At 62.8% G+C, this 25,646-nt stretch carries 21 protein-coding genes and 1 pseudogene; 11 read left to right on the top strand and 11 right to left on the bottom strand.

The genetic code is table 11. The annotated features are described in order from the left end of the window. Positions 1-71: 71 nt before the first annotated feature. Genes ACYU03_RS00810 through ACYU03_RS00825 form a run of 4 tightly spaced genes read right to left on the bottom strand, consistent with a single transcriptional unit; the run spans position 72 to position 3,205 of the window. Complete coding sequence (locus ACYU03_RS00810; protein ID WP_461887650.1) at positions 72-815, bottom strand: penicillin-binding protein activator LpoB; 744 nt, start codon at positions 813-815, stop codon at positions 72-74. Positions 816-818: 3 nt separating this feature from the next. After that, positions 819-1,406 carry a penicillin-binding protein activator LpoB gene (gene lpoB / locus ACYU03_RS00815; protein ID WP_461887651.1) on the bottom strand — a complete coding sequence of 196 codons (588 nt, stop codon included), beginning with the start codon at positions 1,404-1,406 and terminating at the stop codon, positions 819-821. A 23-nt stretch (positions 1,407-1,429) separates the two neighbouring features. After that, complete coding sequence (locus ACYU03_RS00820) at positions 1,430-1,798, bottom strand: YcfL family protein (protein WP_461887652.1); 369 nt, start codon at positions 1,796-1,798, stop codon at positions 1,430-1,432. Positions 1,799-1,813: 15 nt separating this feature from the next. Continuing rightward, positions 1,814-3,205 (bottom strand): COG3014 family protein, encoded by a 1,392-nt coding sequence (locus tag ACYU03_RS00825; protein WP_461887653.1) that lies wholly within the window; start codon positions 3,203-3,205, stop codon positions 1,814-1,816. A gap of 294 nt (positions 3,206-3,499) precedes the next feature. Here ACYU03_RS00825 and ACYU03_RS00830 point away from each other — a divergent pair, with 294 nt between their 5' ends. Both ACYU03_RS00830 and ACYU03_RS00835 read left to right on the top strand, forming a co-directional pair. Then, positions 3,500-5,431: an FTR1 family protein gene (locus tag ACYU03_RS00830; RefSeq protein WP_461887654.1), complete on the top strand. Its 1,932-nt coding sequence runs from the start codon at positions 3,500-3,502 to the stop codon at positions 5,429-5,431. A gap of 57 nt (positions 5,432-5,488) precedes the next feature. Further along, on the top strand, positions 5,489-5,944 hold the full coding sequence (locus ACYU03_RS00835; RefSeq protein ID WP_461887655.1) for a YaiI/YqxD family protein: 456 nt from the start codon (positions 5,489-5,491) through the stop codon (positions 5,942-5,944). 111 nt (positions 5,945-6,055) lie between these two features. On the opposite strand, the gene elbB is transcribed toward ACYU03_RS00835, so the two are convergent. Further along, entirely contained in the window at positions 6,056-6,724 is a 669-nt protein-coding gene (gene elbB / locus ACYU03_RS00840) for an isoprenoid biosynthesis glyoxalase ElbB (protein WP_461887656.1), read from the bottom strand. Between the two features lie 190 nt (positions 6,725-6,914). Here elbB and ACYU03_RS00845 point away from each other — a divergent pair. Next, positions 6,915-7,463, top strand: a pseudogene (locus ACYU03_RS00845) (sterol desaturase family protein); the annotation flags it as partial. 501 nt (positions 7,464-7,964) lie between these two features. On the opposite strand, the gene ACYU03_RS00850 reads toward ACYU03_RS00845, so the two are convergent. Continuing rightward, on the bottom strand, positions 7,965-8,609 hold the full coding sequence (locus ACYU03_RS00850; RefSeq protein WP_461887657.1) for a DedA family protein: 645 nt from the start codon (positions 8,607-8,609) through the stop codon (positions 7,965-7,967). Between the two features lie 208 nt (positions 8,610-8,817). On the opposite strand from ACYU03_RS00850, the gene hemB reads away from it, so the two are divergent. Continuing rightward, positions 8,818-9,828, top strand: a complete 1,011-nt coding sequence (gene hemB / locus ACYU03_RS00855) for a porphobilinogen synthase (protein WP_461887658.1) — start codon at positions 8,818-8,820, stop codon at positions 9,826-9,828. A 19-nt stretch (positions 9,829-9,847) separates the two neighbouring features. Continuing rightward, the gene (ppk1, locus tag ACYU03_RS00860) at positions 9,848-12,079 is read left to right on the top strand and encodes a polyphosphate kinase 1 (protein WP_461887659.1); all 2,232 of its coding nucleotides are present in this window, start codon (positions 9,848-9,850) and stop codon (positions 12,077-12,079) included. Here the strand turns inward: ppk1 and ppx are convergent. Beyond that, positions 12,066-13,568: an exopolyphosphatase gene (gene ppx / locus ACYU03_RS00865; RefSeq protein ID WP_461891344.1), complete on the bottom strand. Its 1,503-nt coding sequence runs from the start codon at positions 13,566-13,568 to the stop codon at positions 12,066-12,068. The genes ppk1 and ppx overlap by 14 nt on opposite strands. Before the next feature lie 242 nt (positions 13,569-13,810). Between ppx and trxA the strand changes: the two genes are divergently transcribed. The 5 genes from trxA to ACYU03_RS00890 all read left to right on the top strand — a co-directional run bounded on the left by trxA (position 13,811) and on the right by ACYU03_RS00890 (position 19,172). Further along, positions 13,811-14,140: a thioredoxin TrxA gene (gene trxA / locus ACYU03_RS00870; RefSeq protein WP_461887660.1), complete on the top strand. Its 330-nt coding sequence runs from the start codon at positions 13,811-13,813 to the stop codon at positions 14,138-14,140. 229 nt (positions 14,141-14,369) lie between these two features. Continuing rightward, entirely contained in the window at positions 14,370-15,629 is a 1,260-nt protein-coding gene (gene rho / locus ACYU03_RS00875; protein ID WP_461887661.1) for a transcription termination factor Rho, read from the top strand. Positions 15,630-15,823: 194 nt separating this feature from the next. After that, positions 15,824-17,290, top strand: coding sequence for a 4-hydroxy-3-polyprenylbenzoate decarboxylase (gene ubiD / locus ACYU03_RS00880; protein WP_461887662.1), 1,467 nt, complete (start codon positions 15,824-15,826; stop codon positions 17,288-17,290). After that, entirely contained in the window at positions 17,290-18,258 is a 969-nt protein-coding gene (locus tag ACYU03_RS00885) for a CDP-6-deoxy-delta-3,4-glucoseen reductase (RefSeq protein ID WP_461887663.1), read from the top strand. Before ubiD ends, ACYU03_RS00885 begins: the two co-directional genes overlap by 1 nt. Before the next feature lie 263 nt (positions 18,259-18,521). Next, positions 18,522-19,172, top strand: coding sequence for a gamma-glutamylcyclotransferase (locus tag ACYU03_RS00890; protein ID WP_461887664.1), 651 nt, complete (start codon positions 18,522-18,524; stop codon positions 19,170-19,172). An 85-nt stretch (positions 19,173-19,257) separates the two neighbouring features. Here the strand turns inward: ACYU03_RS00890 and ACYU03_RS00895 are convergent, their stop codons facing one another. Continuing rightward, positions 19,258-20,235 (bottom strand): NADPH:quinone oxidoreductase family protein, encoded by a 978-nt coding sequence (locus ACYU03_RS00895; RefSeq protein ID WP_461887665.1) that lies wholly within the window; start codon positions 20,233-20,235, stop codon positions 19,258-19,260. A gap of 156 nt (positions 20,236-20,391) precedes the next feature. Here ACYU03_RS00895 and ACYU03_RS00900 point away from each other — a divergent pair, with 156 nt between their 5' ends. Beyond that, on the top strand, positions 20,392-20,799 hold the full coding sequence (locus ACYU03_RS00900; RefSeq protein ID WP_461887666.1) for a flagellar basal body-associated protein FliL: 408 nt from the start codon (positions 20,392-20,394) through the stop codon (positions 20,797-20,799). Here ACYU03_RS00900 and ACYU03_RS00905 read toward each other — a convergent pair whose 3' ends face one another. From ACYU03_RS00905 to ACYU03_RS00915, 3 genes are read right to left on the bottom strand one after another with little or no spacing between them, the layout of a single operon-like run. After that, positions 20,800-21,912, bottom strand: coding sequence for an ABC transporter permease (locus tag ACYU03_RS00905; protein WP_461887667.1), 1,113 nt, complete (start codon positions 21,910-21,912; stop codon positions 20,800-20,802). Continuing rightward, positions 21,913-24,633, bottom strand: a complete 2,721-nt coding sequence (gene rbbA / locus ACYU03_RS00910) for a ribosome-associated ATPase/putative transporter RbbA (RefSeq protein WP_461887668.1) — start codon at positions 24,631-24,633, stop codon at positions 21,913-21,915. Continuing rightward, positions 24,630-25,589, bottom strand: a complete 960-nt coding sequence (locus ACYU03_RS00915) for an HlyD family secretion protein (RefSeq protein ID WP_461887669.1) — start codon at positions 25,587-25,589, stop codon at positions 24,630-24,632. The genes rbbA and ACYU03_RS00915 overlap by 4 nt, the downstream gene beginning before the upstream one ends. Positions 25,590-25,646 lie beyond the last annotated feature (57 nt).

The following is a 25,646-nucleotide window of genomic DNA, read 5'->3' on the forward strand; positions in this document are numbered from 1 at the left end:
TTACTAGCCGAGCCCTTTAGCCTAAGTCGGCGTGGGAAGTACCCTGCGCGCCCTGCGGGCGTTTCCAAGTCTCAGCGTAGGATCTGCGCCGGTTCATCCGGCGGCAGGTTGCCTTGCCCAGCCCGTCGCGTTGGTTGCCCAGGCACTTCGCCACCGAGCTGTTCGGCCATCTGCCGCGCAACGTCCATGCCCAATTCCTTGGACACTTCACGTACTACCCTTGGGCGGTTGAGGTTTACGCGTACGTCCTGGCCCTTCACCAGTTTGGTGTCTTGCCCCTCACCCATGGCGGTGAAGGCCGAGGTGATTTCGAAGGTGCGGGTGTTGATCAGGCTGAAGTCAGCGACCAGGGTCAGGCCCAGCACTGCCGAGTAGCTGTCGGTATGGTCCAGCGAGGTGATGTCGCGCTGGAAGTCGATGTCCGACAGGGTGCCGAATAGCACATAGTCGGCGCCCTTGAAGTTGCCGTTCTTGATGCGCTTGATGACGTCGTACACGTCCTCGTTGGACGAGGCGGTGTAGGGCGTGCCCTGGACCAGTTGGAACAGGCCGGTCTTGAGGATCTCGCCCTTGATGTCGCCGCTGAACTTGCGCAGCTCGGTCTGCTCGATGTAGCTCTCCAGGCTCACATGTTCGCTATAGCTCGACGAACCACTGGCGTGATACAGGCCGGCCTGGTGGTTACTCTGGGCGTTGATGGTGTGGATGTACTGCTCCACACGCTCCTGGTAGGCCAGATCGGTCACCGCGACCTTGGGGGCCGCCTGTGCCGTGAAGGCGCAGGCCAGGCCGAGAATCGCCATCCATGTACGCATCGCTTAGCGCTCCGTGGTCTTGCGGATTTCTTTTTCGTCCATCCATTCGGCCAGGCCGCTTTCCACGTCGACCAGTTGCAGGCTGAACTTGTAGAACACGTCCTTGTAGTCGCTGCTGCGCTTGACGATGGAACTGATCGAGCCTTCCAGGCGGTACTGGGCGGCGATCATGTTGCCGGTCTTGGCCACGGTGCTCTTCTTGTACAGGCCGCTCTGGTTCTGCAGCTTGAGCTGGTCGACCTGGTTCTGCATCTGGTTGTTGTCGCTGGCGAAGCGGGCGGTGCCGGTCTTCATCAGCTGGGTCTTGATCGAGGTGGTGATCTCGCGGGTATCGATGTACTCGCTGGTTTTGTTCTTCACGTCGTAGACCTGCACCACCGGGCGGCCTTGCAGTACGCCGGATTGGGCCAGGGAGCGGGTCATGCTCTCGGCGATCATTTGCAGGTCGGTGGAGCCGAACTCGTTGGTCACCAGTTCGACAGCCTTGCTGTCGCCGTAACTGATGTTCTTGCCACCCAGGATCGGGGAAGGGGTGCTGCAACCGCTGACCAAGGCGATGGCTACGGCGGCGAGAGAAATGCGTGCAAACATCAAAAAAAGCTCCTGAAAGGGAATTACTGCGACTGGACTTCGATGCGGAAGTCGGTGGCCTGCGGAACCGGGGCGATGGCGGGTAGGAAGCTGGCCTGCTTGCCATACAAGGTCAGGGTCTTCCAGCTTTCTTCAGTGGCCACCGGGAAGCCGTCGTTGCCCAGCCAGGCAAAGCGGTAGAACAGTGTCTGGTTGCTGCGGCTGGTGTTGTTCAGCGCGACGTTGACGGTGAGGAAGCCGTTCTCGCGGGCGACGCGCATCGGGCCGATGTCGATGTCGCTCAGTGTGCCCATGGTCAGCACCTTGCTGGCGGCGCTGCCAGGTGCTGGAGGCGGGGTGGCGCAGCCGGCCAGGAGGGCGACTGCTGCCAGGGCGAGGCATGTTTTACGCATGTTCGATCCTTGAGGTTACTTGAGGCTGGCGATGGCCTGCTCTTGAGGCTGTGGCGTTACCTGCACGGCCGGGCCGCCGGCGAACACTTGATTGCCGACCACGCGCAGGCTGACCACCTGGTACGGACGGTCGATGTTCACCTTGACCTGACGGCCGCCCAGGCTTGATGGCAGGCTCAGCTGGTGTTCGCCCGGGCTCAGGCGTACGCGGGCCACCAGGGTGTCGTCGGGCAGGGTGCGCCAGGTGCGGGTATCGGCGCCTTCGATGATGGCGGAGGCGATCCCCATGGCCAGGCCGGCCAGGGGATTGGTGTCGTTGAGCTGCTTTTGCGCCACGCCACGGGTGATGGCACGGACCGTGGTGCGCAGGATGATGCCGGGCATGTCATCACGCAGGGCGCGCCGCGACATGGCGCTGGTGCTATTGAGCGCGGTCAGGCCCAGGGCCTTGTCGTTCAGGTAGATTTCGCTGAAGCGTGCGGTGGAGGTGTCTTCCTTGATCACCGGGAAGGACAGCGGAGTGATCACCAGGTTGCCGCTGATCGGCAGTGGCAGCGGAATGCGCACCGAGTCGCGGGCGGGCGCCAGGCCGCTCTGCACCACGATCAGCACGTCGCTTTCGCTGGCCTTGGCGCTGTTCTTGTCGAGGTCGAGCAGGGCCTGCTCCAGCAGCGGGGTGTTGGGGCGCAGTTCGACGGCCTTTCTGTAGCCGGGCGCGGCCAGGCCCTTTTCGCCCAGGGCCTCATAGACATAGCCGGACAGGTAGTGGCTGAAGGCGCTCTGGTAGCTGTTCTTCAGGTTGACCACTTCTGGCGCGTCGAGGCTGGCCACAGGGTAACCCTGCAGGTCCTTGTACTCGGTCTTGACGCCTTCCTTCTCGGCATCCTCCTCGCGCTTGAGGTATTCCTTGTCGCGCAGTTCGGCGATCACTGCTTCGCGCTCGTGGGTCTTCTTGATTTCGGTGCGGGCGCCGTCGAAGTCGTTCTCGGCCAGCAGATTCAGGGCCATCTGCGTGGTCAGCATGACCTTTTCGTAGTCGTAGCCTTCGTAGCGGCGCACCTTGTCGTTGACCAGGTAGCTGCCGAACTGGCTCAGGTATTTGTCGGTGTCCAGCTTGACCGACTCTTCCCACGTGTAGACCACTTCGTCGGCGGTGCGCCAGGCATCCTGGCTGCCCTTGAGGTCGCCTTTGGAGCGCAGCAGCTCGCCGCGCTCGAAGTAGTAGAGCAAGTCCTTGTCTTCACCCCGGTTGTTCTTCTCCAGCAGTGCCAGCGCAGCATCGACATTGCCTGCGGTCAGGTGCTGATTGGTTTCCTGAAGTTCGCTGTCATAGCTGCGAAAGGCGGAGCAACCGACCAGTTGCATGGCGGCGATCAAGGTCGCCAGGGGGAGGACGCGAGGGACCATCTGAAATGTTCTTCCCTGAATGAATGATGACCGCAAGGGCGGGGCGGCGGCTCCCTTTGACTATTGCCAAAACCTCTATAAAGAGGTGCCTGAATACCTATTCGCTATAACGAAAGGCGCGGCATTATAAGCGTAATTAGTGGCCTTTTGATGTCTTATCGCTATGATTTTTGTCTGCGTGCCATCATCCAAAAAGCACCGAGGGCCGTGCTAAGCGGGGCCGGGCCAATCTGTTACAAGGTTTTTCATGAAATCTGCCCACAAGCCTTGAGTAGGTGGAAGTGGAAGTGAACAATGCTCGCTTTCGTATTCCCCTCGAGACTGGCCATGATTTCCCGTTCCCGTTTGCTCGCCTGGCTGCTTTGGCCGGTGCTGGCGCTGTGCAGCACTGCGCTGCTGGCTGAATCACCTGCCGATGCGACCAAGGCCTTGCATTTGCTTGGCTACATCGGTGCCGACTATCCCCCGACGGTGCGCGAAGGCAAGGTGGTGGATGAAGGCGAGTACCGCGAGCAGCAGGAGTTCAGCGAGGTCCTGGCAGGGTTGATCAAAGGGCTGCCTGTCCATGCCGAGCGTGATGCTTTGGAACAAGGCGTACAGGCGCTACGCCAGGCCATCGATGAGCGTCGTGAGGGGGCGGATGTCGCCCGGCAGGCGCGGCAACTGGGTGCTCGCCTGGCCGTGGCCTATGAGGTGAGTCAGGCGCCGGTGATTACCCCCGACCCGGCCCGTGGCGCCACGCTGTATGCCCAGAACTGTTCGGTCTGCCACGGTGATAGCGGCGCTGGCGATGGCCCGGCCGGGCTCGGCCTGGAACCGCCGCCGGCCAACCTGCGCAGTACGGCACGGCTCGATCAACTGAGCCTGTATGACCTGTACAACACCCTTGGCCTCGGGATCGACGGTACCGAGATGCCGTCTTTCGCCGACCAGCTCGACGAACGCCAACGGTGGGATGTGGCCGCTTATATCGCCAGCTTCACCGCCGACCCTGAGGCGGCCAAGGGTGGCAAGGCCTACAACCTGGCTGACCTGGCCCGGCAGACGCCAGCTGAAGTCGCGGCCAATGAAGGCCCCGACGCCGTGGCGGCGTTCCGCGCTCAGCGCGCGCAGCCGCCGCAGGTCAAGCGTGGCCCGGCGCAGTTGCTGGAGTACACCGCCAGTACCTTGGACAAGAGCCTGGCGGCCTACCAGAGTGGCGATCACGACCAGGCCTATGACCTGTCGGTGGCCGCCTACCTGGAAGGGTTCGAGCTGGTGGAAAGCTCGCTGGACAATATCGATACCCAGGTGCGCAAAGACACCGAAAAGGCGCTGATGGCCTATCGACAGTCCTTGCAGGACAGGTTGCCGGTCGAGGAGGCGAAACAGCGTCTGCTCGATGCCAAAGGCAAGCTCGATGAGGCGGCCAAGCTGCTCGGCAGCGATGGCCTGAGTTGGTCGCTGAGCTATGTTTCCGGCCTGTTGATCCTGCTGCGCGAGGGGCTGGAGGCCATTCTCGTGTTGGCGGCGATCCTGGCCTTCCTGCGCAATACCGGCCAGCAATCGGCGGTGCGCAGCGTCAACATCGGCTGGGGCCTGGCCCTGGTCGCAGGCTTCGCTACCTGGGCGCTGGCGGCTTATGTGATCGACGTTGGGGGTGCCCAGCGCGAGCTGCTGGAAGGCTGCACGGCGCTGTTCGCCAGCGTGATGGTGCTCTGGCTCGGCGTGTGGATGCATGACCGCCGACATGCCGCGGCCTGGCAGGACTACATCAAGAGCAGTCTGCTCAGTGGCGGCGGGCGCTTCGGCTTTGCCGTGCTGGCATTCTTCTCGGTGTACCGCGAGCTGTTCGAGGTGATCCTGTTCTACGAAACCCTCTGGCTGCAGTCCGGTCCGGCTGGCCACGATGCCGTGCTGGCCGGTGGCGCCACGGCCCTGGTGCTGCTGGTGGGGCTGGCTTGGGTGATCCTGCGTGGCTCGGCGAAGCTGCCGCTGACGCTGTTCTTCAGCATCAATGCGGCGCTGCTGTGCGCCCTGTCGGTGGTGTTCGCCGGCCATGGTGTGAAGGCGTTGCAGGAGGCTGGCGTGCTGGGCACCCGGCCGGTGGCCTTCTTCGAATTCGAGTGGCTGGGCATCCATGCTGATGCCTATTCACTGGCGGCGCAGGCTGTGGCCTTGCTGGCTATCGTCATCCTCTATGGCCGCAGCCGCCTGGCAGAAAAGCGCCGGGCCAGCGTCAGCTGATTTGAAGCGCAAGGGGCCGGCACGGATAATGTCGGTCCTGATTTGTGGAAATTACCCATGCGAGTATGGATCGATGCCGACGCCTGTCCCAAGGCGGCCAAGGACCAGGTGGTCAAGTTCGCCCTCAAGCGCCAGTTCGAGGTGGTGCTGGTGGCGGGCCAAGGGCAGATCAAGCCGGCCTTTGCCTGCGTGAAGCTGATCGTGGTGCCGGCTGGGCCGGATGCGGCCGATGATTACCTGGTCGAGCATGCGTTGCCGGGCGAGCTGGTGATTTGCAGTGACGTGCCGCTGGCCGACCGCTTGGTCAAGAAGGGGGTGGCAGCGCTCGACCCGCGTGGCCGCGAATTCGACGAGCGCAACATGGGCGAGCGCCTGGCGGTGCGCAACCTGTTCACCGAATTACGTGAGCAGGGGCAGGTCGGGGGCGGGCAGGCGCCTTATGGCGACAAGGAGAAACAGGCCTTCGCTAATACCCTGGACCGGATCCTGACGCGGCTGGCGCGCCAGGCCTGACCTGTAAAGGAGTGGGCTTGCCCGCGATTGGCCCATGATGACAATGGTGTTGTCCCTGCTTGCGCCATCGCGGGCAAGCCCGCTCCTACAGGTCCTCAGTTGCTGTCCCGATCACTTCTCGCCTTCGTGCGTCAGCTCCAGCACTCGGTCGACCAGTTTATAGATCCCCCCAGCCGCTTCACTGATGGACTTGGCGAGCATGTACGCCGGGGTTGTCACCAGTTTGCGCTGGGTGTCTTCGACGATGTCGTGCACATCGCATTCCTCGTGGGTCCCGCCCATTTTGACCACGGCTGCGCTGGTGTCGGCATCGTTGCCGATGGTGCAGACCACGCCCGGGCCATAGATCTTCGCCGCCAGGGCCGGCGAGATGCAGATCAGGCCAACTGGCTTGCCGGCCTCGGCAAAGGCTTCGGTCAGCGCGAGTACGTCCGGGTGCACGGTGCAGCCGGCTCCTTCGACAGCAAAGTTGGACAGGTTCTTCGCCGCCCCGAAGCCGCCGGGCACGATCAGGGCATCGAAGTCGTTGACATCGGCCTCGCGCAGGTCTTTGACCTCGCCACGGGCAATGCGTGCCGACTCGACCAGCACATTGCGCGACTCGGGCATTTCCTCGCCGGTCAGGTGGTTGATCACGTGCATCTGCGCGATGTTCGGCGCAAAGCACTGTACCTGTGCGCCACGCTGGTCAAGGCGCAGCAGGGTGATCACGCTCTCGTGGATTTCGGCGCCATCGAAGACACCACAGCCGGAAAGAATCACCGCAACTTTTTTTGTCATGCTCATACTCCAGTGTCGAGGCGTCAAATGTCCTCTAGTTTGGCAGATGTAGCCATAGGGTTTCCTGCAAACGCGGCCTAATCTTCAGAGATAACCCGGAGATCGCTGCCCCATGGACCTGATTCTGTTGGCCGTGCCGTTTTTCTTCGTGCTGATTGCAGTGGAACTGCTGGCCGACCGTGTGCGGGGCATGCGCGGCTACCGCCTGGCCGATGCCATCAATAGCCTGAGCACGGGGGCGCTGTCGACCAGCACAGGGTTGTTGACCAAAGGGGTGGGCCTGGTTACCTATGCTTTGGCCTGGGAGCATCTGGCGGTGTTGCGCTTGCCCGGCGACGCCCTGTGGACTTGGGTGCTGGCCTTCGTGCTCTATGACTTCTGCTACTACTGGCTGCACCGCTTGGGGCATGAGCGCAATGTCCTCTGGGCAGCGCACTCGGTGCACCATCAGAGCGAGGACTACAACCTCACCACGGCCCTGCGCCAGACCAGCAGCGGTTTTATCTTTTCCTGGATCTTCTACGTGCCGCTGGCGCTGATCGGCGTCCCGCCACTGGTGTTCATCACCGTGGCCTCGTTGAACCTGCTGTACCAGTTCTGGGTGCATACCCGGCACATTCCCAAGCTCGGCTGGTTCGAATGGGTATTCATCACGCCATCCAATCATCGCGTCCACCATGCGCAGAACCCTTTGTACTTGGATCGCAACTACGGCGGCGTGTTCATTCTCTGGGACCGCTTGTTCGGCACCTTCCAGGAGGAGGACGAGCGGGAACCGGTGATCTTTGGTGTGACCACGCCCCTGGCCAGCTGGAATCCGTTGTGGGCCAACCTGCAGTTCTACGCTCAGCTCTGGGCCGATGCCCGGCGTGCCGGCAGTTGGTGGGACAAGCTGCGTATCTGGTTCATGCCCACCGGGTGGCGCCCAGCGGACGTGGCGGCGCGTTACCCTTTGGCTAAGCAGGATCTGGGCCGGTTCCGCAAGTTCGAAATTCCGCTGGGCTGGCCGCAGCAGGCTTATGTGCTGGTGCAGTTTGCCGTCTACGTGGCATTAGGCAGTTATCTGATGGAGGTGGCCGAGCGAGTGTCGGCAACGGCGCTGGTGCTGGGTTGGAGCATCATGGCACTGGGGTTGTTCGTGCTGGGCACGGCCCTGGAGGACCGGCCCTGGGCGCCGCGCCTGGAGCTGGCGCGGCTGTTGGCCAATATTCCGGCGCTGTACCTGGCCGGCCTGACCGGGTTATGGGCGGTCACGCCCCTCACCTGGTTGGGGCTGCTGCTCTACAGCGGCCTGAGCCTGCTCGGCCTTGGCACTAGCCGCTTCCTGGCGCGCCACCTGCGCGGCCTTGAAGCGCCGGCGCAGCCAGAGCAGGCCTCCCAGCGCCAGTAGCCCACCGAGCACCCATAGCTCGTATTTCTTCACATTGCCCAGCAGGCCTTCGAGGATGGCGCCGAAGTGATAGGCGGCGACTCCCAGGGCCAGCGCCCAGATCGCCGCGCCGATGCCATTGAGCAACAGGTAGCGCCTTGGCGGATAACCAGACAGGCCGATGGCCACCGGCATTACCGTGCGCAGGCCATAGACGAAGCGGAAGCTCAGCACCCAGATGTCCGGGTGTCGGCGGACGTGTTCCAGCGCCCGGTCGCCCATCAGTTGCCAGCGTGGTTTGCGCGCCAGCAGGGCACGGCCATGGCGCCGCCCCATGAAGTACCAGAGCTGATCGCCGGCATAACTGCCGAAGAACGCCACCAGCACTACCAGATTGATATCCATGTAACCACGGAACGCTAGGAAGCCTGCGAGAACCAAGATGGTCTCACCTTCAAAAAACGTGCCGAGAAAAAGGGCAAAGTAGCCGAAATCTTGCAGGAATTGTTGAAGCATGTTCAGGGTGCTGGCGAAATGAACGCGCAGCCTACCCCTTCGCGCGCAATCGGGAAAGTGTCCAAATGTGTCTCGACGTGAACAATTCCTACACGGACAATGCCTGCGTCTACAAGTCGCAGGGTTGCCCTTGCCTGTCACACAGGCGTCATAATGGGCGCTTATAACTGTCGCGCTCGCCCGCCTTGCGCGGGCTCAGGAGTCTGCCGTGAGCTTTACCCCCGCTAACCGTTTGTTTCCTGCCACCCGCCTGCGTCGCAACCGTCGTGACGAATTCTCTCGTCGCCTGGTTCGCGAAAACGTATTGACCGTCGACGACCTGATTCTGCCGGTGTTCGTGCTGGACGGCGAGAACCGTCGTGAAGAAGTGCCCTCGATGCCGGGCGTCGAGCGCCTGTCGATCGACTTGCTGCTGGAAGCTGCGCAGACGTGGGTCGAGCTGGGTATTCCGGCGTTGGCGCTGTTCCCGGTTACCCCTGTCGAGAAGAAATCCCTGGACGGTGCCGAAGCCTGGAACCCGGACGGTATTGCCCAGCGCGCGACTCGCGCCCTGCGCGCGCGCTTCCCGGAGCTGGGGGTGATCACTGACGTCGCCCTGGACCCCTTCACCACTCATGGCCAGGACGGCATCCTCGACGAAGAGGGTTACGTCCAGAACGACATCACCGTCGATGCCCTGGTACGCCAGGCCCTGTCCCATGCCGAGGCCGGCGCCCAGGTGGTGGCTCCGTCAGACATGATGGACGGCCGCCTGCAGGCGATCCGTGAAGCCCTGGAGCTGGCCGGCCACGTCAACGTGCGCATCATGGCCTATTCGGCCAAGTACGCCAGTGCCTACTACGGGCCTTTCCGCGATGCGGTGGGCTCGGCCCTGAACTTGGGCAAGGCCAACAAGGCCTCTTACCAGATGGACCCGGCCAACAGCGACGAGGCCCTGCACGAGGTGGCTACTGACCTGGCCGAAGGCGCCGACATGGTCATGGTCAAGCCGGGCATGCCGTACCTGGACATCGTCCATCGCGTCAAAAGCGAGTTCAAGGTCCCTACTTTTGTCTATCAGGTGAGCGGTGAATACGCCATGCACATGGCCGCCATCCAGAATGGCTGGCTCAGCGAGGCTGTCATTCTCGAGTCCCTGACTGCTTTCAAGCGGGCAGGAGCCGATGGCATCCTGACCTATTTCGCCGTTCGTGCCGCTCAATTGATGAGAGGGCAATAACGCCCTTCAGGAACGCAAGATGAATAACGAAGTGCTAACACCTGTCGAGATCAAGGACGCCCAGGCGGTGCCCGAGCAGATGGTGCAGACGCCACCGGACCTGCCCGCGGTGCCAGAGCCCGTGGTGGAAGCCCCGGCGCCGGCCCCTGCGCCAGCGCCGGCGATCGTCATCCCGAGCCTGGACGACAGCAGCCTGTACATTCATCGCGAACTCTCGCAGCTGCAGTTCAACATCCGCGTGCTGGAACAAGCGCTGGATGAGACCTACCCCCTGCTCGAGCGCCTGAAGTTTCTGTTGATCTTCTCCAGCAACCTGGATGAGTTCTTCGAGATCCGCGTGGCGGGCTTGAAGAAGCAGATCACCTTCGCCCGTGAGCAGGCTGGCGCCGACGGTCTGCAGCCGCACCAAGCGCTGGCACGAATCAGCGATCTGGTGCACAGCGAGGTCGACCGCCAGTACGCGATCCTCAACGACGTGCTGCTGCCGGAGCTGGAAAAGCACCAGATCCGCTTCATCCGCCGCCGTCACTGGACGCAGAAACTCAAGACCTGGGTCCGCCGCTATTTCCGCGACGAGATCGCGCCGATCATCACTCCGATTGGCCTCGATCCGACCCACCCCTTCCCGTTGTTGGTCAACAAAAGCTTGAACTTCATCGTTGAGCTCGAAGGTATCGACGCCTTCGGCCGTGACTCCGGCCTGGCCATCATCCCCGCCCCGCGCCTGCTGCCGCGGATTATCCGCGTGCCGGAAGAGGTGGGTGGACCCGGCGCCAATTATGTGTTCCTGTCGTCGATGATCCACGCTCACGCCGACGACCTGTTCCAAGGCATGAAGGTCAAGGGCTGCTACCAGTTCCGCCTGACCCGTAACGCCGACCTGGCGCTGGACTCCGAGGATGTCGAGGACTTGGCCCGCGCTTTGCGCGGCGAACTGTTTTCGCGCCGCTACGGTGACGCCGTGCGTCTGGAGGTGGCCGATACCTGCCCGAAACACCTGTCCGATTACCTGCTCAAGCAGTTCAGCCTGAGCGAAAGCGAGTTGTACCAGGTCAACGGCCCGGTCAACCTGACCCGCCTGTTCAGCATCACCGGCCTGGACAGCCACCCGGAGCTGCAGTACACCCCGTTCACCCCAGGCATCCCGAAGCTGCTACAGAACGCCGAAAACATCTTCAGTGTGGTGAGCAAGCAGGACATCCTGCTCATGCACCCCTTCGAGTCCTTCACTCCTGTGGTCGACCTGCTGCGCCAGGCGGCCAAGGACCCGCATGTGCTCGCCGTGCGCCAGACCCTCTACCGCAGCGGCGCCAACTCGGAAATTGTCGATGCGTTGGTCGATGCGGCGCGTAACGGCAAGGAGGTCACGGCGGTGATCGAACTGCGCGCGCGTTTCGATGAAGAGTCCAACCTGCAAATGGCCAGCCGCTTGCAGGCTGCCGGCGCGGTGGTGATCTACGGTGTGGTCGGTTTCAAGACCCACGCCAAGATGATGCTGATCCTGCGCCGCGAAGCGGGCGAGATCGTACGCTACGCGCACTTGGGCACCGGTAACTATCACGCTGGCAACGCCCGCCTGTACACCGACTACAGCCTGCTGACCTCCGACGACGCGCTGTGCGAGGACGTCGGCAAGCTGTTCAGCCAATTGATTGGCATGGGCAAGACCTTGCGCATGAAGAAGCTGTTGCACGCCCCCTTCACCCTGAAGAAGGGCATGCTCGACATGATCGCCCGGGAGACTCAGTTCGCCCTGGACGGCAAGCCGGCGCACATCATTGCCAAGTTCAACTCGCTGACCGATCCCAAGATCATCCGCGCGCTGTACAAGGCTAGCCAGTCCGGCGTGCGCATCGACTTGGTGGTGCGTGGCATGTGCTGCCTGCGTCCAGGAATTCCGGGGGTTTCGCACAATATCCAGGTGCGCTCGATCATCGGCCGCTTCCTCGAACACACCCGGGTGTTCTACTTCCTCAATGGCGGCGAAGAGCAGATCTTCCTGTCCAGTGCCGACTGGATGGAGCGCAACCTCGACAAGCGCGTCGAAACCTGCTTCCCAGTCGAGGGCAAGAAATTGCTGCTGCGAGTGAAGAAGGAGCTGGAAAGCTACCTGACCGATAACACCCATGCCTGGATCCTGCAGCCGGACGGTCGCTACGTGCGCTGCACGCCGACCGGCAACCAGAACCCGCGCAATGCCCAGGCGACCCTGCTGGAGCGCCTGAGCAACCCGGTCCTCAGCGTACGCTGAGGATGAAGCCGACCCGGGCCAGCCACTCCGCCTCGTTGGCGAAGTCGGCCTGGGTCAGCTGGTTCTGTTCCAGCCAGTCGGCCGGGAACTCCACGTCCAGGCTCTCGCCAGCGGCATGCAACACCACCTTGGGCATCTGCTGGGTGCCGCGGATGTGGTGGAACAGGATGGCGAAGCGCAGCAGCACGCACAGGCGGAGCAGTCTTACGCCGTCCTCTCCGAACTCGGCGAACTTGTCCTTGGGAATGTTGCGCCGATGCCCGCGCACCAGCAGGGCGAGCATCAACTGGTCTTCCCGGGAGAAACCGGCCAGGTCGGAGTGCTCGATCAGGTAGGCGCCATGCTTGTGATAGTGGTAGTGGGCAATGTCCAGCCCCACTTCATGCACCTTGGCAGCCCAGCCCAGCAGTTCACGCCAGATGCCATCCTCCAGGCCCCAGGTCTTGGCCACCTGGTCGAAGGCATGCAGGGCCTTGCGTTCTACCCGTGCGGCTTGGTCCTGGTCGACGTGATAGCGCTCCATCAGCGAGGTCAGGGTTCGTTCACGCACGTCTTCGTGGTGATGGCGGCCCAGCAGGTCGTACAGCACGCCTTCGCGCAGGGCGCCATCGCAGTGGTCCATGCGTTGCAGTTCCAGGGCATCGAAGATCGCCTCGAGAATGGCCAGGCCCGCCGGGAAGATGGTGCGGCGGTCCGGCTTGACCCCGTCGAAATCGATCTTGTCGGTCTCGCCCAGTTTGAACAGCTTGCGCTTGAGCCAGGCCAGGCCTTCGGCGTTGACCTCGCCGTTGCCCATGCCGCCGGACTTGATGGCTTGGCCGATGGCCCGGATGGTGCCCGAGGAGCCGATGGCCTCGTCCCAGCTGAGGCGGTGCAGGGCGTTTTCGATGCTCATCAGCTCGAGACGCGCGGCGGTGTAGGCCTGGGCGTAACGTGCCGGAGTGATCTTGCCATCGCGGAAATAGCGTTGGGTAAAGCTGACACAGCCCATCTGCAGGCTTTCGCGCAGCAGCGGCTCGAAGCGTTGGCCAATGATGAATTCGGTGCTGCCACCGCCAATGTCGGCGACCAGGCGCTTGCCCGGCGTATCGGCCAGGGTGTGGGACACGCCCAAGTAGATGAGGCGGGCCTCTTCACGTCCAGAGATCACTTCGACCGGATGACCGAGGATGTCCTCGGCGCGGCGGATGAATTCGCCGCGGTTACGTGCCTCGCGCAGGGCGTTGGTGCCGACGATGCGCACAGAGCCTGCGGGCATGCCGTTGATCAGTTGGGCAAAGCGCTTGAGGCAATCCAGGCCCCGTTGCATGGATTCTTCGCTGAGTTTGCGTTCCTCATCGATGCCGGCGGCCAGTTGAACCTTTTCCCCCAGGCGTTCAAGGATACGGATCTCGCTGTGGTGGGCTTTGGCCACGACCATGTGGAAGCTGTTGGAGCCAAGGTCGATGGCGGCGATCAGAGACAGGTTCTTCGCTGTGGTATGCGGCATGATCTCGATGTTCTCGGTCGATAACCCGGCAATCGTGCCACGATCCATGGCTGACGCCAACGCGCAGCACGGCCGGGCTTGATGCAGGGCAGGTGCCAGGGAATCTTATGACTCTTATGTGACAGCTTCGATATGCGCTGTGTTGCACAACTATAGTTACACTCAATCGGCCGCGACTTCCTGTAGGACGCGGGTGCGGCTATGATGGGCAACGTTTTTTTGCTTACGACCTGGAGACTTCCATGAGCAGCGATCTTATCAAACACGTCACCGACGCCAGCTTCGAAGCCGAAGTACTGAAGGCCGAAGGCCCGGTGCTGGTCGACTACTGGGCTGAATGGTGCGGCCCTTGCAAGATGATCGCGCCAGTACTGGACGACATCGCTACCAGCTACCAGGGCAAGCTGACCGTCGCCAAGCTGAACATCGACGAAAACCAGGAGACCCCGGCCAAGCACGGTGTCCGTGGTATCCCGACCCTGATGCTGTTCAAGAACGGCAACGTCGAGGCCACCAAGGTCGGCGCCCTGTCCAAGTCTCAGCTGGCTGCCTTCCTGGACGCCAATATCTGAGTCGAAAAAGCCCCGCATTCGCCGGGGCTTTTCTTTATTTTCTGACTAGACGCCAGAAAATACAGGTGTTACATTCGGCCTCGCACTGTTTCTTCAGTGCCCTCTGCACGCCGTCGCCGACGCATCCCTAATTCGAATCAGTACGCGATCCTGTCGCCATCTCTGCGGCGCGGCCTCATTAAGCCAGAAGCTTAATTCTCCCTTCTTACATGATTACGTCATTCCCCTTATGAACCTGACTGAACTCAAGCAAAAGCCGATTACCGATCTGCTGGAAATGGCCGAACAGATGGGCATAGAAAATATGGCCCGTTCGCGCAAGCAGGATGTGATTTTCTCCCTGTTGAAGAAGCATGCGAAAAGCGGCGAGGAAATCTCCGGTGACGGCGTGCTGGAGATTCTCCAGGACGGTTTCGGTTTCCTGCGCTCCGCGGATGCTTCGTACCTGGCCGGCCCTGACGACATCTACGTGTCGCCCAGCCAGATCCGCCGCTTCAACCTGCGCACCGGCGACACCATCGTCGGCAAGATCCGTCCACCGAAGGAAGGCGAGCGTTACTTCGCGCTGCTCAAGGTCGATACCATCAACTTCGACCGTCCAGAAAACGCGAAGAACAAGATCCTGTTCGAAAACCTGACGCCGCTGTTCCCCAACGAGCGCTTGAAGATGGAGGCCGGCAACGGCTCCACCGAAGACCTCACCGGCCGCGTCATCGATCTCTGCGCTCCGATCGGCAAAGGTCAGCGCGGCCTGATCGTCGCCCCGCCAAAAGCGGGCAAGACCATCATGTTGCAGAACATCGCGGCGAACATCACCCGCAACAACCCCGAGTGCCACCTGATCGTCCTGCTGATCGACGAGCGCCCGGAAGAAGTGACCGAGATGCAGCGCACCGTGCGCGGCGAAGTGGTCGCCTCGACCTTCGACGAGCCGCCGACCCGTCACGTGCAAGTGGCCGAAATGGTCATCGAGAAGGCCAAGCGCCTGGTCGAGCACAAGAAGGACGTGGTCATCCTGCTCGACTCGATCACCCGTCTGGCACGTGCCTACAACACCGTGATCCCGAGCTCCGGCAAGGTCCTGACCGGTGGTGTTGACGCCCACGCCCTGGAGAAGCCGAAGCGTTTCTTCGGTGCTGCGCGTAACATCGAGGAAGGCGGTTCGCTGACCATCATCGCCACCGCGCTGGTCGAGACCGGCTCGAAGATGGACGAAGTGATCTACGAAGAGTTCAAGGGTACCGGCAACATGGAACTGCCGCTGGACCGTCGCATCGCCGAGAAGCGCGTGTTCCCGGCCATCAACATCAACCGTTCCGGCACCCGCCGCGAAGAGCTGCTGACTGCCGACGACGAACTGCAGCGTATGTGGATCCTGCGCAAGCTGCTGCACCCGATGGATGAAGTCGCTGCCATCGAGTTCCTGGTCGACAAGCTCAAGCAGACCAAGACCAACGACGAGTTCTTCCTGTCGATGAAGCGCAAGTAAGCGCCCGCTCGACACGCTATTGATTGGGGCTGCTGCGCAGCCCATCGCGGGCAAGCCCGCTCCTGCAACCTTGTAGGAGCGGGCTTGCCCGCGATGGGTCGCGAAGCGGCCCCAAATCATTTTTGCACCCAATTGCGGCCCTTTCGGCGCTACACTCTGCAGCCCGACCGGTACGGCCAACACGAGGCTCACGCATGCAGTATCGCGATTTGCGCGACTTTATCCGCGGCCTGGAACAGCGCGGCGAACTCAAGCGCATCCAGGTTCCGATCTCGCCAGTCCTGGAAATGACCGAAGTCTGCGACCGAACCCTGCGGGCCAAAGGGCCGGCATTGCTGTTCGAGAAGCCGACCGGTTTCGACATCCCGGTACTTGGCAACTTGTTCGGCACCCCGGAACGGGTGGCCATGGGCATGGGGGCCGAGTCGGTCAGCGAACTGCGTGAGATCGGCAAGCTGCTGGCCTTCCTCAAGGAGCCCGAGCCACCCAAGGGCCTCAAGGACGCCTGGTCGAAGCTGCCGATCTTCAAGAAGGTCGTGTCCATGGCGCCGAAGGTGGTCAAGGATGCGGTGTGTCAGGAAGTGCTGGTCGAGGGCGAGGATGTCGATCTCAGCCAGTTGCCGATCCAACATTGCTGGCCGGGCGACGTCGCACCGCTGATCACCTGGGGCCTGACCGTCACCCGTGGCCCCAACAAGGACCGCCAGAACCTCGGCATCTACCGTCAGCAGGTCATCGGTCGCAACAAGGTCATCATGCGTTGGCTGAGCCACCGTGGCGGCGCGCTGGACTACCGTGAGTGGTGCGAGAAGCACCCCGGCCAGCCCTTCCCAGTGGCCGTTGCCCTGGGCGCCGACCCGGCGACTATCCTCGGTGCCGTCACCCCGGTGCCCGACACGCTCTCCGAATACGCGTTCGCCGGCCTGCTGCGCGGCAACCGCACCGAGCTGGTCAAGTGCCGCGGTAGCGATTTGCAGGTGCCGGCCACGGCGGAAATCATTCTCGAGGGCGTGATCCACCCGGGCGAGATGGCGCCGGAGGGGCCTTACGGCGACCACACCGGCTATTACAACGAAGTGGACAACTTCCCGGTGTTCACCGTCGAGCGCATCACCCACCGCCGCAAGCCGATCTACCACAGCACCTACACCGGTCGGCCACCGGATGAGCCGGCGATCCTCGGTGTGGCGTTGAACGAAGTGTTCGTGCCGATCCTGCAGAAGCAGTTCCCGGAGATCACCGATTTCTACCTGCCGCCGGAAGGCTGCTCCTACCGCATGGCGGTGGTGACCATGAAGAAGCAGTACCCTGGCCACGCCAAGCGCGTCATGCTGGGTGTGTGGTCGTTCCTGCGACAGTTCATGTACACCAAGTTCGTTATCGTCACCGACGATGACATCAACGCCCGCGACTGGAACGATGTGATCTGGGCCATCACCACGCGTATGGACCCCAAGCGTGATACGGTGATGATCGACAACACTCCGATCGACTACTTGGACTTCGCGTCTCCGGTATCGGGGCTGGGGTCGAAGATGGGCCTGGACGCGACCCACAAGTGGCCAGGCGAGACTACACGCGAATGGGGACGGGCCATCGTCAAGGACGAGGCCGTCACCCGCCGTATCGACGAGTTGTGGGATCAGTTGGGAATAGATTGATGCAGGTAACCTTGCAGCCATCCGGGGCCGTGCTGGCGCTTGAACCCGGGGAACGGATTCTGGATGCGGCGCGGCGCTTGGGCTATGACTGCCCACAGAGCTGCCGCAACGGCAATTGCCACGTGTGCGCTGCCTTGCTGGTCGAGGGTCGGGTGCGTCAGAACGGCGAGATTCGCGATCACGGTGAGCTGTTCACCTGCATCGCTGAACCGCTGGAGGATTGCGTGCTGCTCTGGGACGGCGTGCTGGCTCTCGGCGAGCTGCCAGTGCGCAAGCTGGCGTGCACCTTGAGCGAATGCGTCGAGGTCGGGGGTGATGTCTGGCGCGTGCGCCTGCGTGCGCCAGCGGGCAGGCCACCGCGCTATCACGCCGGGCAGTACCTGATGATCGAACGGGAAGGCGCCGACAAGGCCGCCTTTTCCCTGGCCTCGGCGCCCCATGCCGGCCGTGAGCTGGAGCTGCATGTGTTGGCTCGTGAAGAGAGCGCCCGCGCCTTGATCGAGCAGTTGCAGCGCAATCGCATGGCCCGGGTCGAGTTACCCTTCGGTGATGCCCACCTGGCCGAGTTGCCTGACGGTCCGCTGGTGCTGATCGCCGCCGGTACCGGCATGGGGCAGATGCACAGCCTGGTAGAGCATTGCCGTGCGCAGGGCTTCAAGCATCCGGTGCACCTGTACTGGGGGGTGCGCCGTCCCGAGGACTTCTACGAGATAGAACACTGGGCCGAATGGGAGCGCTTGCCGAACCTTTTCCTGCACAAGGTCGTCAGCGATCTCTGTGGCTGGGAAGGGCGCTGCGGTATGTTGCACGAAGCGGTGTGCGAGGACATCGACGACCTGAACACGGTGCATGTCTATGCCAGTGGCTCGCCGACCATGGTCTATGCCACGCTCGATGCATTGGTCGAGGCGGGCATGGATGCGCATCGGATGCGGGCTGACGTATTTGCCTATGCGCCTCGTGGTTGAGAAAAGGGCACGCTGAAACAGTGTGCCCTTTTAATAACCAAAGTTACCGCAAGTGATTATAAGCGGCGCACTCTTAGCAGCGCCGATAATATCTTTCCCTGACATTGAAATAATAATCCCGGGTCCTAGGGACCCCTTGTGACTCCTTGCTCGCAGCCTGTCTTGCCTGTGCCGTGCTTTCTGCTATACGGTAAGTCATGAAACTCTTATTTAGGGTAGAGTTTCTGACTTCGGTAGATCTCAGGGAAGCAACGGCGGCAACTATGTCGGCAATTGAAAGTTCATCCTGGCAGACGTCTTATCCTCCTTTGCTCGATTTCGGGCAGCAACACACCCGCGAGCAACTTCTGAATTCCATGCAACTGACCATGGCCCGGCATCAGGGCGGCCCGGTCTGGCTGTTCGCCTACGGTTCGCTGATCTGGCGGCCGGAGTGCAAGGCTGTCGAGCGTCAAAGGGCGCGTGTGCATGGTTATCACCGAGGCCTGTACCTCTGGTCCCATGAGCACCGGGGAACGCCTGAGCAGCCCGGGCTCGTGTTCGGCCTGGACCGTGGGGGCTCGTGCAGCGGCTTCGCCTATCGGCTCGACGAGGCTGACCTGGACAATGCCCTGTTCGCACTTTGGCAGCGCGAGATGCCTTATCCCGCCTACCGACCGCATTGGTTGAACTGCCGCCTCAGCGACGGCAGCAAGGTGCAGGCGCTGGGCTTTGTCCTCGAACGGCACCTGCCATGCTACGCGGGCAACCTGCCCGACACCCTGCTGAGCCAGATCCTGGCCAATGCCAAGGGGCGGTTTGGCAGCACGCGGGAGTATGTCGAGCAGACTTTGAACGCACTGCGCAGCCATGCCATGCCGGATCGCAACCTAGAGGCGCGTTTCAGGCGTTGCCATAACCTGCGGGAAGTCTGAGCGCCGTCTGGCCTACCTCAGGTCGACTCGAGACCTGAGCGAGCTTGCCCGCGAAACGAGGGCAAAGCCCTCGCTGTACTGGTTCTTAGCGTGCAAGCACCACCAGTTTGCCCACCGCTTGCCGCTGTCCAAGCCGGTCGATCGCTGTCCCCGCTTCGGCCAGTGGATAGGTCTGCGACACCAGCGGCTTGAGTTTGCCCTCGGCATACCAGGCAAACAGTTGCTGGAAGTTCGCCGCATTGTCCTCCGGCTGGCGCTGGGCAAAGGCGCCCCAGAATACGCCGACCACCGCGGCGCCCTTGAGCAGCACCAGGTTGGCCGACAACTTCGGTATGACCCCGCTGGCAAAGCCAACCACCAGCAACCGGCCATTCCAGGCCAGGCTGCGCACAGCTTGCTCGAACAGTTCGCCACCGACTGGGTCGTAGACCACATCCACGCCTTGGCCGCCGGTCAGGCGCTTGACCTCATCCTTAAGGCTGGCCTGGGTGTAGTCAATCAGTTCGTCGGCACCGGCTGCCTTGGCCACGGCCAGTTTCTCGGCACTGCTGGCCGCCGCGATCACCCGTGCTCCCATGGCTTTGCCTATCTCTACCGCCGCCAGGCCGACACCGCCTGAGGCGCCGAGCACCAATAGGGTTTCCCCTGCTTGCAACTGGCCGCGCTGTTTCAGCGCGTGCATGGAGGTGCCGTAGGTCATGCCGAAGGCGGCGGCCGTGGTGAAGTCCATGCCCTGCGGAATCGGCAGAACGTTGTAGAAGGGCACGGCTACCTGCTCGGCAAACGCTCCCCATCCGGTCAGGGCCATGACCCTGTCGCCGACCTTGAGGGTGCCGGCCTTTTCGCCCACGGCGGCGACCACGCCTGCGGCCTCGCCACCTGGCGAGAAGGGGAGAGGCGGCTGGAACTGGTACTTGCCTTCGATGATCAAGGTGTCGGGGAAGTTGACTCCGGCCGCGTGTACGTCCAAGAGGACTTCGTTCTTCTTCGGCACTGGGCTGGCCACGTCATCGAGGACCAGGTCCCGCGCTGGGCCCAGGGTTTTGCACAACACTGCTTTCATCGGGGCTATTCCTTTGCGTGTAGTGGCCGATAAGTTTAGGTGGGTCAGGTGCCGGGTCAACGAGCATGGCCCGCCCTGATAGGCCGGCATAAGCCCGGACTTGGGTTTGACGGGTGTGCTGGATATGCTGGCGCCAACTGTATGAGGAGTGAATTCGTGAAAGCGTGGGTCTTGATGGTGCTGGCTCTGATCTTGCCAGTGGCGGCCGTGGCCGCCGAGGAAGCCAAGGAAGGAGAGCCCAAGGTCTCCTATATCTCCCTGAACCCGCCTTTTGTCGGTAACTATGCCCTCGATGGCGGCCCCAGGCTGCGAGTCTACAAGGCGGATGTGGCCCTGCGGGTCAGCAGTGACGCTGCGGCGGCTGTGGTCAAGCACCATGAGCCGTTGATCCGCAACCAACTGGTCGCATTGTTTACCCAGCAGGGTGTGGAGAACATGAGCAATGTAGAGGCCAAGGAAGCACTGCGCCAGGAAGCCCTGAAGCAGGTCCAGCAGGTGCTCGAATCCGAGGAAGGCAGGCCGCTCGTCGACGATCTGCTGTTCAATAACCTGATCGTGCAGTGATCAGGAGGCCAGGCTGCGGCGAAATCGTGCCAGGGCTACGGCAAAGAACAGCAGGCCGATCACGGCCAGGGCCAGGACATCTGGCCACACCACGTCGAGCCCGGCATCGCGGAATAGGATCGCCGCGCCCAGGCTGACGAAATGAGTCGAGGGTGAGCCTTGCATCACCCACTGCAGCCACTGCGGCATGCTGTCCAGCGGCGTGCTGCCGCCCGAGAGCAACAGCATCGGGATGATCACCGGAATCGCCAGCAAGCCGAACTGCGGTGTCGAGCGCGCCAGTGTGGCGAGGAAAATGCCCAGCGCGGTGCTGGCGAACAGGTACAGCGCCGTGACACCCAGGAACAGCCCCAGCGAGCCGGCCAGGGGTACGCCCAGCGCCCACTTGACCACCACTTCCAGCGACACCCATGTGCACAGCACCACGACCAGGGCGTTGCTGCCGATCTTTGCCAGCATGATTTCCAGCGCCGTCAGCGGCAGCACCAGCAGGTGGTCGAGGGTCCCGTGTTCGCGCTCGCGCAGCAGCGCGGTGCCGGTCAGCACGATGGCCAGGATAGTGATGTTGTTGACGATCTGAATCACCGCGAGGAACCAGCCACCTTCCAGGTTCGGGTTGAACAGGGCGCGGGGGCTGATGATGGCCGGGCTGCTGGCCTCGCCCTGGTTGGCGTAGTCGAGCAGTTCGCGTTCGAAGATCCGGCCTATGTAGCCGGCGCCCATGAACGCCTGGCTCATCGCCGTGGCATCGACATTGACCTGCAACTCGGGTGAGCGTCCGGCCAGCAGGTCGCTCTGGAAGTTGGCCGGCACGTTGATCACGAAGGTGTACAGGCCTCTGTCCATGGTCTGGTCGAGCAGGTTCTGGGACAACGGCACGGCGGTTTGGAACTCCGGCGGTTGCAGCGACTCGGCGAGCTTGCGCGAGACCTGGCTGCGGTCCTCATCCACGATTGCGACGCTGGCATTGTGCACACCGATCACCGAACCGGCGGCGGGCATGTAGATCGCTACGCTGAAGGCGTAGAGCAGGAACAGCAAGAGCACGCTGTCGTGGCGCAGGCTGGTCAGCTCTTTCAGGCCAAGGCGCAGGGTATGGTTCAGGCGCTGCATCTAGGCCTCCTGCTTTTTCAGCATGGCCAGGCTCAGGCCAGTGAAGGCGAGGAAGAAGCCTAGCAATGCCAGGCATTGGGGCCACAGCTCGCGCAGGCCCAGGGCCTTGGTGAAGGTGCCGACGGCGATATCGAGGAAGTAGCCGGCTGGAAACAGCTGTCCCATCAGTGCGGCGGCGCCATCGAGCGAGGAGCGAGGCACGATCAGCCCGGAAAACTGGATGGTCGGCAAGCTGGTGATGATCATAGTGCCGAGGATCGCAGCGATCTGCGTACGGGTGAAGGCCGAGATCAACAGGCCCAGGCTGGTGGTGGCCAGCAGGTAGAGCAGGCCGCCACAGGCCAGGGCCAACGGGCTGCCTTTGAGTGGTACGCCGAACAGCCAGCGGTTCATCGCCACCAGCAGTGCCAGGTTGACCAGGCTCACGGCCAGGTAGGGCGTCTGCTTGCCCAGGAGGAATTCCAGGCGGGTCAGCGGGGTGGCATAGAAGTTGGTAATCGAGCCCAATTCCTTCTCGCGGACGATGCCCAAGGCGGTGAGCATGGCCGGAATGAATGCCAGGATCAGCGCCATGACGCCCGGCCCGATGGCGTTCACGCTGACCACGTCCTGGTTATAGCGGAACCGGGTTTCCAGGCGTACCGGAGCCTGCCGGGGCTGTGGCTGGCTGCTCAGGCTGGCCAGTTGGGCGAGGTTGGCCTGGTGCACTGCTTCGACGTAGTTGCGGCTGGTTTCGGCGCGAAACGGCATGCCGCCATCCAGCCAGGCTGCCACCACCGGTTGGCGCCCGGCATACAGGTCGCGGCCGAAGCCGGGTGGAATCTCCAGGGCCAGCTTGATCTCCGAGCGTTGCAGGCGCTGATGCAACTGCCGAGCGTCGCGGATCGGGGCTTGCTCGGCGAAATAGCGCGAGCCGCGGAAGGCTTCCAGATAGGCGCGGCTCTGCGGGCTCTGGTCCTGGTCATAGACGGCGAAGGCAAGGTTCTCCACATCCAGTGAAATGCCATACCCGAAGATCACCATCATGAACAGAGCGCCAAGCAGAGCGAAGGCCAGGCGCACCTTGTCGCGCAGCAGCTCCTTGCCTTCGCGGCTGGCGACTGCGAACAGGCGGCGCAGGCTGAAGCCCCCGCGCAAGGGCTTCGATGGCGGGGCAGGCTCATCCAGGCGGGTGCTGGCTGCGGCTGGCGGGGTTTCACCCTGGGCCTGTTCCAGGCAATGGACGAAGGCGTCTTCCAGCGTATCGCCGGCGAACTGGTGCTGCAGGGCGGCTGGGGTATCGCAGGCCAGGACCCTGCCGGCATGCATCAGCGAGATGCGGTCGCAGCGCTGGGCTTCGTTCATGAAGTGGGTGGAGAGGAAGATGGTCACCCCTTGCTCCCGTGACAGCTCGACCAGCAGGCGCCAGAAGTCATCGCGGGCAGCCGGGTCGACCCCCGAGGTCGGCTCGTCGAGGATCAGCACTTCTGGGCGGTGCAGTACGGCCACGGCCAGCGATAAGCGTTGACGCAAGCCCAGGGGCAGCGCGCCAGAAGGCTGGTCGGCGATGGCGCCGAGGTCGAAGCGCTCGATCAGTTCGGCGATACGCGGGGTGCTGTCGGCCTTGGCCAGGTCGAACAGGCGCGCGTGCAGTTCCAGGTTCTGCCGGGTGCTGAGTTCGCCATACAGGGAGAAGCTTTGCGACATGAAGCCGACCCGCTTGCGGGTGCCCAGATCGGCGGCATCCACGGGGCGCCCCAGCAGGCTGGCACTGCCTTCACTGGCGGGCATCAGGCCGGTGAGTACCTTCATGGTGGTGGTCTTGCCGCAGCCGTTGGAGCCTAGGAAGCCGAAGATCTCGCCACGGCCGATGGCGAAGCTGACCTTGTTCACGGCAGTGAAGTCGCCGAAGCGCAGGGTCAGCTCATGGGCTTCGATGGCAATGGGGCCCACGTTGTCTTGGCGTGGCGGTATCTGTAGGGGCGGGCGCTGTGCTCGACCAGCGCCCTGGTAATAGGTGAAGGCGTCATCCAGCTTGTGGCTGGCGGTGACGGCCGCCAGTTCGCGGCTTGGGCCGGCGGCGAGCAGGCGGCCGCCATCGAGCATCAGGCAATGTTCGAATTGCTCCGCCTCCTCCATGTAGGCGGTGGCCACCAGCAATGTCAGTTGCGAGCGCTCTTCACGCACCTGCTCGACCAGCTCCCAGAAGCGCCGCCGCGACAGGGGGTCGACGCCGGTGGTTGGCTCGTCGAGGATCAGCAGGTCCGGTTCGTGGATCAGCGCACAGCACAATCCGAGCTTCTGCTTCATGCCTCCGGACAACTTGCCCGCCGGCCGTTCGCCGAAGCGTTCCAGGTCGGTGGCCTGCAACAGGTTGTGCATGCGCTGCTCGCACTCGGTGCTGCCCAGGCCGAACAGGGTGGCGAAGAAGTGGATGTTTTCGCGGATCGACAGCTCGGGATACAGGTTGTTGCCTAGGCCTTGTGGCATGAAGGCGATGCGTGGGTACAGGCTGTTGCGGTGACGGCGCTGGCGGATTGAGCCGCCCAGCACTTGCAGCTCGCCCTGCTGCAGGCGTTTGACCCCAGCGATCAGCCCGAGCAGGCTCGATTTGCCAGCGCCGTCCGGGCCGATCAGGCCGCAGCGGGTGCCGGCTGGCAGGCTGAAACTCAGGTCTTGCAAGGCCGCCAGGCCACCGTAGTGATGGCAAAGGTGCTCGGCCTGCACTGCCAGGCTGTTCATTGCAGGTTGGCCGGCCAGTCCACTTCAGCCGTGCGCACATAGCCTGCGCCGGGCATGCCCGGTTTGGCCTGGGGCACGGCGCTCGGCTCGCTCAGGCGCAGTTTGACCCGGAACACCAGCTTCTGCCGTTCATCGCGGGTTTCCACCTGCTTGGGCGTGAACTGCGCCTTGGCTGCGACGAACGCCACCTTGGCCGGCAGGGCCTTGTCCGACAGGGCATCGAGGACGATGCGCGCCTCATCGCCCACGGTCAGGCGGCCGGTGGTGGAAGTGGGCAGGTAGAGGTTCATGTACTGGTCGCTGGGGTCTATCAGCATCAGCACACGGCCGCCAGCACCCAACACCTCACCTGGCTCGGCCAGGCGCAGTTGGATGATACCGTCGATAGGTGCGCGCAGGCTGCTGTCATCGATTTCGGTGGTCAATTGCGCGACCTGGGCCTTGGCAGCGCCGATGGCGGCCTTTATCGCTGCCAGTTGCGCACGGGCGGCGACCACGGCGGCATTGGCCGTGTCATGGCGCGCTTGCTGTTGGTCGAGCAGCTGTTGGCTGGCAAAGTTGCGCTTATAGATTTCGCGGACACGTTTGAGCTCCTGGCTGGCCAGCAACTGCTCGCTCTGGCGCAGCTGTACGTTGGCCTGGGCCGCTGCGTAATTCTCGCGGGCGCGTAGAACCTCGGCTTCGGCCTGGTTGCGCTGGGCTTCCAGGGTGCGGGTGTCGATGCGTGCCAGCAACTGGCCGCGACTGACCTTGTCGCCCTCATCGACCAGCACTTCGGCCAGTCGGCCGGGGACTTTGCTGGCGATCTGCACTTCGGTGGACTCGAGCCGACCGTTGCCCATGGCCAGCCCTTCGGGTAGGCGGTCGTGCAGGGACTTCCAATAGCCCAGGCCACCTGCAGCCAGTAGCAGGGCGAGCAGGGCGCCAGCGAAGAGTTTGGGGGTGTGTTGGCTCATCAGTCAGCATCCTGCTTGATATGCGTCATATCTTGACGCAGCACCAGCCCTGGTGTG

Source organism: Pseudomonas sp. X10 (genome assembly GCF_054889225.1).